We start from the raw sequence: 4,803 nt of genomic DNA, 5'->3' as shown, positions 1-4,803 counted from the left end.
CTCGTTCTTTCTTTAACGTCTGTTCTTCTTCTGTGTCTCTTTGTAGCTCTCTTTCTTGTGTATCTCATTTTGTGTGTTTCTATGTTACTGCAACCACCTAGATCCACACCTCTGTATTCGTCGGCAGCGTCAGATGTGGATAATCGACAGGATTAAAGGTGCCCACTTAAACTGAACAGGTGTTCTCTCGCAAATTTAAATAACTCACCTGAGTATACATATCATATAACTGTGCAAAAATAAAAATGCACACTCAAAAAAGCCCCTCATCCTTTTGTTTTTAAAAATAATGTGCACTTTAATTGGGGTATAAATCAGCACCGTTTAAGTTTCTTAATTGGTCAAGATGGCAAAATCACACACTTGTTTGATAAGTTTAAAACCAAAGATCACCATCAAGTGGTGTTGGATTATTTGACTAAAGACTGAGCTGTAAGCTGTAAGCTGTAAGCTGTAAGCTGTAAGCTGTTAAGAATATACATAAGCGTTGCCAATGTGCAGCGCTTTTTTATTGGCTATAAATAAAAGTACATGGTAACCAAACGCTTAAAACGTTTTGTTGAGCAATCTTTTGCTGAGCAAAGCATTAAAATAACAATCTGTAATTCACTTGACGATGCTAACAATTATCTAGACCAAAATTGTATAGATTTGTTGTTTTTGGACCTCAACCTGCAAGGTTGTGATGGGTTTACCTTACAAAAGGAGCAACTCAGTGAAAGCTTTCACACTACTGTGGTTTCTGCTAACCCCGACCGAGCGGTTGAGGCTTTTGATGCAGGGATACTGGATTTCGTCGCTAAACCCTTTACTCAAGAAAGCAGTAAAGAGGCTGTAACAAAAACAAGCAGGTCACTGTAAATATCTAACTTACAAGCGCTTAGGGAGAATTGAATTATTAGCTATAGAACAAGTGCAATATTTAAAAGCTGAAGGACATTATTGTAAAGTCTTTACGCACAGCAACAATAGTTTTTTACACGATAAAAGTTTAGATAAATTAACCAATTTACTACCTGATAATTTTATTCGTATCCACCGCTCTTATACTGTGGCAATAGATTGCTTCCAATCTATTAAGTCAGAGGAAGGAAGGAAGGAAGTATTGGCTTACGCTAAAATCTAGTCATCGGCTACCTATAGGTCGAACCAAGGTGCAAGCTATCAAAGCGGTTTTGATTTAAATGGGTAAAAATAACTTTTAAAAAATAGATATACAATAAAGATAAGAATATATAAATTATGTCAATCATATGCATAGTCTTACTTACTGAATATCTATCAATTAAAACTAAAAAACTAGTACCCCCTTATTAAAGTGGATAAAATTCATATTCTATTTTTTTGCAACGATAAATATTGATTCACTACTAGTTTGCCACTCAAACTCTACCGAAAACCCTGCTTTATTAAGTTTACTAATAAACTGATTTTTGGTCAAAACAGATACGTAAGGTGCCAAACCAATAAACTGCATTAATGATAATAGTAATCTAAGTACTAAATTCACCTCACCTATTAATGAGGTACTTGAGATAAAAACACCATTATTTTTTAGTAATTTGTAAACATAATTAATAGAATTATCTACATCCTCCAGAAGATGAATAACGTTTAAACCTAAAATAACATCGTAATCTTGATTGTGAAGGATAAGCTCATCAAGTGTATTTTGTCTGAAAATGACATTTTTAACATTACATTCTATTGCCTTGTTTTTAGCTATTTCAATCATTTTTTCAGAGATATCAGTTGCAACAATTTGTTTTACAAATGGAGCGTGGATTATTGCTGTGCCGCCACTACCACACCCAAACTCTAAAACCTCACTCTCTTTATTTAAATATTGCTGCGTAATAGATAATTTTTTTTGATATGTTTTGATATCTTTAATGGCTGTCTTAGCATATTTAATTGCACTTTTGTTCCAAAATACTTTTGAACCTATCATAATATTAATATCCAATATTTTATAGAATTAGCTTGTATCTAGAGCTTTCTATTATTTCAATTGAAAGTTTGACCTACTCGTATTTGAGCCTCAGATTTGTCGTCACAGAATTTCGTTTTTGGTCTGTTTACTATATCTAAAGGCCAAATACGTAATAGCCAAAGTTTACTTGATTGCAGTAAATAAAAGAGCTTTATCCAGTGCTCGTAGTATCTCTAATAGCCAATCTTTATCTTGAGGCGCAGCTTGATTTATTGTAAATACAATACTCGTGTCTGTTGCTGGAATATAATACATACCGGTTCCCCACGCCCCATCATGGCCATAAACAACAACGGTTTTATGCGCAAGTTGATACTCCATCCTCTTCATACCCAATCCGTAAGAAAAGCTTTCATTTTCAATATTAACCGTTTTTTGCATTTCTTTTAGGGTACTAACATTCTGAAACAGCTTATCGTTGAATAGGTCGCTAACATATGAATTTAACTCTTCTATATTCGATACAATGCCGCCGCCAGCCCAATCAAAAGAAGTATTGAGTCCACTTGCAATAACATCAATATTTTCGTCGATACCAAAAGGCGATAAATTTGAGTAATGATGAGCAGGCCCTTTTCCTTTTGCTGCTTCATGCCATTCTAAGTATGCAAAGTTCATTTCAGATTGAGAGAAAATCTCAACTTGGTAGTTATCAGCTAGGCTCATTCCTGATATTTTTTCTATAATAATACCTAAAAGTAGATAATTAGTATCAGAGTAATGATAGTTTTCACCTGGGCTATTTTTTGCATATTGATGCATACCGCTTGAAAAAAAGTATTCAAGAACGCTAATACTTGTCCATGATTGCTTAGAGATGCCTGTTGGTAGGAGCTTTGTGACATCTAAAATCTGTAATGCGGCCAATGAATGTGATGTGGCATCGTCATCAGGTTCGTCAGCGATATAATCTCGTAAACCACTAGTATGATTTAATAATTGACCGACTGTTAAAGATTCACCGTTTGAAATGCCGCCTATCTGATGTAATTCATTCAACGTATGATGAAGAGGCATATCACTATCAGTTAAAATATCACTAATTGGCGTTGAAAGTGAAAGACTACCAGCTTCGATCATTTGCATGATCAATGTGGCAGTAAATGTTTTTCCTATACTTGCGATTCTAAATGGCGTTTGTATTGTCATTTCTTCGCCGGTCTTTGGATATGCAATACCTCCTGCTTGATGCCAAGAAAATTTTTGTGCAGGGCTTTCTACACTCATAGCAAGATTGATAATTTCTGGGTCAGATTCTGCTGTTTGATATACATCGTCAAGCTTGTCTTTAGCTATACCGCCGAGAAAAAAAGTAATTTTTTCCTCCACTCCTCCACAAGCTGTTATAAGCGTTAGTAGAAAAATAAGAAGTATTCGTGTAAGTGCTTTTGCGTAATTCATTTTTTGCCTCTGTATCTATAAAAATCTAATTCTCAGGCAAAAAATGTATATTTTCTTCCGTTCCGATAAGACGGGACACTGAAAATATAGCTAAAAAACTACATCAGCTCACTTTTTAAGCTCCCTGTATTCTGATGGAGAGATTGAAGAGTCTTTTTTAAAGGCATTATAGAAAGTGGTTTTTGAATTAAACCCTGAATTCATTGCAATGTTTAAAACAGTGTCATTTGAATTTAAAAGAAGCTCTTTCGCAAATTGCACACGATAACTATTAATAAACTCAAAGAAATTTTTATTCGTGACTTGATTGATTACTTGAGAAAGGTAATGTGGTGTTAAGTCTAGTGAATCGGCAAGACTAGATAAAGATAGTTCATTATTCAAAAAAGGTTTTTCTGTATCCATAAATGTTAAGAGCGATTGATGTATCTTATTAGCTAATGCCTTATCAAGAGACGAACGCTGATATTTTTCTTTTTTCAGAACATAAGTACTTTCATCGGTTAATTTATGTGTATCGATTCTGAGTCTTTTGAATATATTTACCTGCTTTAAACCAAAAACATTTAAGGTAATAATTAGAAATGCGCTAATGAGGTGTAGGGCGGTCAGTAAATGTTCCGAAAGCAACTCTCCGGTCAAAAGTACGATAACTAACATAACCCAAATAATGGCAAGACCTGTTGTCATAACTTTTAACCACGTTAATGATATTTTTTCATTAAATGATAAGTTTTCACCAATAAGAGTTTTGTAATTTGATAAAAGTTTAAAGCAGGCTGGAATATAATAACAACCTTGAACAATGGTTATTATCAGTAATAAAAAAAATGAGATAAAAATCAAAGTGCCAAAATACGTGTCATCCATATCACCGCTAAATAACTCAATGATAACCCCACCATCTAATAACAGTAAGGGGAAAACCATTAAACTCATAAGCAACGAAGGTGTAAAATGTACAAGTAAAACACCCTTGAGCTTGCTGCCAACCATGTCAGAAATATAAGCGTAATATAAAGGTAAGAATAACCCGTTGATAGGTATAATCAGGATAGATAGATGAATGAATTCCTGATCTAGCCCAGTAATATCAACAACACCCTCTGCCAAGCTAATTACGAGCAATAAACATAGAGCAATCAGCCACTTGTGCGTACTGTTCGCTTCATTTTTTTTACCAACCATTGCTAAAATCAAAACAACTGCTTGCACAATACCAATTGAAATAAGAGCAACATGAAAAATCAACATCTTTATTTGTTTTCCTTTAGCTTAAATTCATAGGTTGGATCTTAAGAAACTTGAAGTTGAACTCTGTTAATGATCAAATAGTTACGCCAATAAAAAAATGACTAAAAACAGAGTTCACATGCAGATTAACCAAGTTTCAAATCAATTAAAAGCCC

General features: G+C 34.0%; 5 protein-coding genes and 1 pseudogene. 3 read left to right on the top strand and 3 right to left on the bottom strand.

Features of this window, described 5'->3' with window-relative positions; genetic code table 11:
• Window positions 1-318: 318 nt before the first annotated feature.
• The 3 genes and pseudogenes from A7967_RS23535 to A7967_RS23685 all read left to right on the top strand — a co-directional run.
• Window positions 319-429, top strand: a pseudogene (locus A7967_RS23535) (thioredoxin-dependent thiol peroxidase); the annotation flags it as partial.
• Between the two features lie 102 nt (window positions 430-531).
• Window positions 532-861 (top strand): response regulator, encoded by a 330-nt coding sequence (locus A7967_RS22660; protein ID WP_054205741.1) that lies wholly within the window; start codon window positions 532-534, stop codon window positions 859-861.
• A 28-nt stretch (window positions 862-889) separates the two neighbouring features.
• Window positions 890-1,126: a LytTR family transcriptional regulator DNA-binding domain-containing protein gene (locus tag A7967_RS23685; RefSeq protein WP_082379052.1), complete on the top strand. Its 237-nt coding sequence runs from the start codon at window positions 890-892 to the stop codon at window positions 1,124-1,126.
• 210 nt (window positions 1,127-1,336) lie between these two features.
• Here the strand turns inward: A7967_RS23685 and A7967_RS21830 are convergent, their stop codons facing one another.
• From A7967_RS21830 to A7967_RS21820, 3 genes are all read right to left on the bottom strand, one after another.
• The gene (locus A7967_RS21830) at window positions 1,337-1,951 is read right to left on the bottom strand and encodes a class I SAM-dependent methyltransferase (protein WP_054205740.1); all 615 of its coding nucleotides are present in this window, start codon (window positions 1,949-1,951) and stop codon (window positions 1,337-1,339) included.
• Between the two features lie 165 nt (window positions 1,952-2,116).
• The gene (locus A7967_RS21825) at window positions 2,117-3,322 is read right to left on the bottom strand and encodes a serine hydrolase domain-containing protein (protein ID WP_157756437.1); all 1,206 of its coding nucleotides are present in this window, start codon (window positions 3,320-3,322) and stop codon (window positions 2,117-2,119) included.
• A gap of 180 nt (window positions 3,323-3,502) precedes the next feature.
• Complete coding sequence (locus A7967_RS21820) at window positions 3,503-4,648, bottom strand: helix-turn-helix transcriptional regulator (protein ID WP_054205738.1); 1,146 nt, start codon at window positions 4,646-4,648, stop codon at window positions 3,503-3,505.
• Window positions 4,649-4,803: the final 155 nt, after the last annotated feature.

This window comes from Pseudoalteromonas neustonica (assembly GCF_001653135.1).
Lineage (GTDB): Bacteria > Pseudomonadota > Gammaproteobacteria > Enterobacterales > Alteromonadaceae > Pseudoalteromonas > Pseudoalteromonas neustonica.
This window is presented reverse-complemented; position numbering and strand designations above follow the sequence as displayed.